Origin of the sequence: Mesorhizobium sp. M2A.F.Ca.ET.067.02.1.1 (genome assembly GCF_004023285.1) — a bacterium.
Lineage (GTDB): Bacteria > Pseudomonadota > Alphaproteobacteria > Rhizobiales > Rhizobiaceae > Mesorhizobium.
In genome coordinates this window covers 1-3,594 of sequence record NZ_RZSB01000622.1, presented here as the reverse complement: position 1 = coordinate 3,594, position 3,594 = coordinate 1, and the positions used below count along the sequence as shown (strand labels likewise).

Here is a 3,594-nt window from a genome sequence, read left to right as displayed (position 1 = left end):
AGCATATCCCTGCCTATTATCCGCAGAGCGTCGGCGCGGTCGGCGGCGTCGTCGGCATGATCGGCGGCCTCGGCGGCTTCATCCTGCCGATCGCCTTCGGCGTGCTGAACGACCTCACCGGCGTCTGGTCGAGCTGCTTCATGCTGCTCTTCGTGATCGTCTTGTCCTGCCTGGTCTGGATGCACTTCAGCATCCGCCGCATGGAGCGCCGGGCGGCCGTCAAGACACTGTCCCTTTCCTATGCCGCCGAATAACCGGAGAGCGACATGAGCGAAAAACTTGTCATCATCGGCAACGGCATGGCGCCCGGCAGGATGCTGGAGCACCTGCTGGAAGCGGCGCCCGACCGCTACGCTGTCACCATCTTCAACGCCGAGCCGCGCGTGAATTACGACCGCATCATGCTGTCGCCGGTCCTGTCGGGCGAGAAGGCGTTCGAGGAAATCGTCATCCATGGCGACGGCTGGTACATCAAGCACGACATCACCCTCTACAAGGGCCACCGGATCGTCGTCATCGACCGCGAGGCCAAGACCGTCACCTCGGACCACGGCGTGACCGAGAGCTACGACCGGCTGGTCATCGCCACCGGCTCGGTGCCCTTCATCATTCCGGTGCCGGGCAAGGACTTGCCCGGCGTGCTCAGCTATCGCGACGTCGACGACGTCAACGCCATGCTGCTTGCGGCGCAGTCGCGCGCCAAGGCGGTCGTCATCGGCGGCGGCCTGCTCGGGTTGGAAGCCGCTGCCGGGCTCAAGGAACGCGGCATGGACGTCACCGTGCTGCACGTCATGCCGACGCTGATGGAGCGCCAGCTCGACCCGGCCGCCGGCTATCTGCTGCAGAAGGCCGTCGAGGCGCGCGGCATCAAGGTCATGACCAAGGCCAACACCAAGGCCATTGTCGGCGACGGCAAGGTTGAGGGTGTCGAGCTGATGGACGGCACGATCATCCCGGCGACGCTGGTGGTGATGGCGGTCGGCATCCGCCCGAGCACCGCTCTGGCCAAGGAGGCCGGGCTCGAGGTCAATCGCGGCATAGTCGTCGACGACCGCATGCGGACCTCCGATCCTGCCATCATGGCGCTCGGCGAATGCGCCGAGGTCGGCGGCCACGTCTACGGACTGGTCGCCCCGCTCTACGAGATGGCGCGGGTCGCTGCGGCCGCGCTGGCGGACAGCGAGGACAGGCGCTTCGTCCATTCCGACACGCCGACCAAGCTCAAGGTCACCGGCATCGACCTCTATTCGCTGGGCGACTTCGCCGATGGCGAGGACCGCGAGGAGATCATCCTGCGCGACGCATCCGCTGGCATCTACAAGCGCCTCGTGCTGCAGGACAACCGCATCATCGGCACGGTGCTGTTCGGCGAGACGGGTGACGGCGCCTGGTTCAACGACCTCAAGAAGAAGGCGACAGATATCTCCGAGATGCGCGACACGCTGATCTTCGGCCAGGCGTTCCAGGGAGGCGTTTCCTCGGACCCTTTGGCGGCCGTTGCGGCACTGGCGGATGATGCGGAAATCTGCGGCTGCAACGGCGTCTGCAAGGGCAAGATCACCGGCGCGATCTCGGCCAAGGGGCTGACCGGCCTCGACGATGTGCGCGCGCATACGAAAGCTTCGGCCTCCTGCGGCTCGTGCACGGGTCTGGTCGAACAGCTGCTGAAGCTGACGCTCGGCGAAGCGTACAATCCGGCGGCGGTGCAGCCCATGTGCAGCTGCACGAGCCTCGGTCATGACGATGTGCGGCGCCTGATCAAGGCGAAGGGCCTGAAGACAATTCCGGCCGTCATGCAGGAGCTTGAATGGAAGACCTCCTGCGGCTGCGCCAAATGCCGTCCGGCGCTGAACTATTATCTGGTCTGCGACTGGCCCGACCAATATGCCGACGACTACCAGTCGCGCTTCATCAACGAGCGCGTGCACGCCAACATCCAGAAGGACGGCACCTATTCGGTGGTGCCGCGCATGTGGGGCGGGGTGACCAGCGCAAACGAATTGCGCGCCATTGCCGATGTCGTCGACAAGTTCGAGATCCCGATGGTCAAGGTGACCGGCGGCCAGCGTATCGACATGCTGGGTATCCGCAAGGAAGACCTGCCGGCGGTGTGGTCCGATCTCGGCAAGGCCGGCTTCGTCTCCGGCCATGCCTATGCCAAGGGTCTGCGCACGGTGAAGACCTGCGTCGGTACCGACTGGTGCCGTTTCGGCACGCAGGATTCGACCGGGCTCGGCATCCGCATCGAGAAATTCATGTGGGGCTCGTGGACGCCGGCCAAGGTGAAGATGGCGGTATCGGGATGCCCGCGCAACTGCGCGGAGGCGACCTGCAAGGATGTCGGCGTGGTCTGTGTCGACTCCGGCTACGAGATCCATTTCGCGGGCGCTGCTGGCCTCGACATCAAGGGCACGGAAGTGCTCGGGCTGGTGAAGACCGAGGACGAGGCGCTGGAGGTGATCGTGGCGCTCGTCCAGATGTATCGCGAGCAGGCGCGCTATCTCGAGCGCATCTACAAATGGGCGAAGCGCATCGGCACCGCCGAGATCAAAAAACAGATCCTGGATGATGGCGAGAAGCGCAAAGCCTATTACGAGCGCTTCGTCTTCAGCCAGAAATTCGCCCAGGTCGATCCATGGTCCGAGCGCGTCTCCGGCAAGGACAAGCATGAGTTCCGGCCGATGGCTTCGGTCGGGTACGCGGAGGCGGCGGAATGAGTCGACAGGAAAGAGACCGCATGAACTGGATCGCCATCGGCTCCATCGCCGACATTCCGCCGCGTGGCGCGCGCTGCGTTGCAACGCCGCAAGGCAAGATCGCGGTCTTCCGCACGGCGGACGACCAGGTCTTTGCGATCGACGACCACTGCCCGCACAGGGGCGGGCCGCTCAGCCAAGGCATCGTCCACGGCGCGGCGGTGACCTGCCCGTTGCACAATTGGGTGATCTCGCTGGGGACCGGCAAGGCGCTCGGCGCCGACGAGGGCGCGGTGCGAACGATCCCGGTGAGGGTCGAGGGCGAAATGCTCTTCATCGCGCTCGAAGCGCTGGCCTCAAAAGCGGCCTGAGGCATGGAGGAAGCGCGCGAGGTGAGGACCACCTGCCCCTATTGCGGGGTGGGCTGCGGCGTGCTGGCCAAGGTCGCCGCGGACGGTACGACGACCGTCCGCGGCGATCCCGAGCACCCGGCCAATTTCGGCCGGCTCTGCTCCAAGGGTTCCGCCCTCGCCGAGACACTCGGCCTCGAAGGCCGTCTGCTTCAGCCGGAGATCGGCGGCAGGCAGGCCGGTTGGGACGAAGCGCTCGACCTCGTGGCCGAAAAATTCTCGCGGGCGATCGCCGAGGATGGGCCGGATTCGGTCGCCTTCTATGTGTCCGGCCAATTGCTCACCGAGGACTATTACGTCGCCAACAAGCTGATGAAGGGTTTTGTCGGTTCGGCCAATATCGACACCAATTCGCGGCTTTGCATGGCGTCGTCCGTCGCCGGTCACCGCCGCGCCTTTGGCGAGGACATCGTTCCCGGCGTCTATGAGGATTTCGAGCACGCCGATCTCATCGTGCTCACCGGCTCCAACACCGCATGGTGTCATCC

Annotated in this window: 3 protein-coding genes and 1 pseudogene; all 4 read left to right on the top strand. The window is 64.9% G+C overall.

What is annotated here, in order from left to right; translation table 11 throughout:
- Nucleotides 1-254, top strand: a pseudogene (locus EOA28_RS28830) (MFS transporter); the annotation flags it as partial.
- Between the two features lie 12 nt (nucleotides 255-266).
- Nucleotides 267-2,717 (top strand): nitrite reductase large subunit NirB, encoded by a 2,451-nt coding sequence (gene nirB, locus EOA28_RS28825; RefSeq protein ID WP_127249478.1) that lies wholly within the window; start codon nucleotides 267-269, stop codon nucleotides 2,715-2,717.
- Nucleotides 2,718-2,737: 20 nt separating this feature from the next.
- Entirely contained in the window at nucleotides 2,738-3,067 is a 330-nt protein-coding gene (nirD, locus tag EOA28_RS28820; protein WP_127249477.1) for a nitrite reductase small subunit NirD, read from the top strand.
- Nucleotides 3,068-3,070: 3 nt separating this feature from the next.
- Nucleotides 3,071-3,594, top strand: a 524-nt coding sequence (locus tag EOA28_RS28815; protein WP_148670907.1) for a molybdopterin-dependent oxidoreductase, incomplete at its 3' end; no start/stop codon positions are given.

What these genes read in the sequence shown, in the direction of transcription:
- nirD (WP_127249477.1), top strand. Translation starts at nt 2,738, where the DNA reads ATGAACTGGATCGCCATCGGCTCCATCGCCGACATTCCGCCGCGTGGC.
- nirB (WP_127249478.1), top strand. Translation starts at nt 267, where the DNA reads ATGAGCGAAAAACTTGTCATCATCGGCAACGGCATGGCGCCCGGCAGG.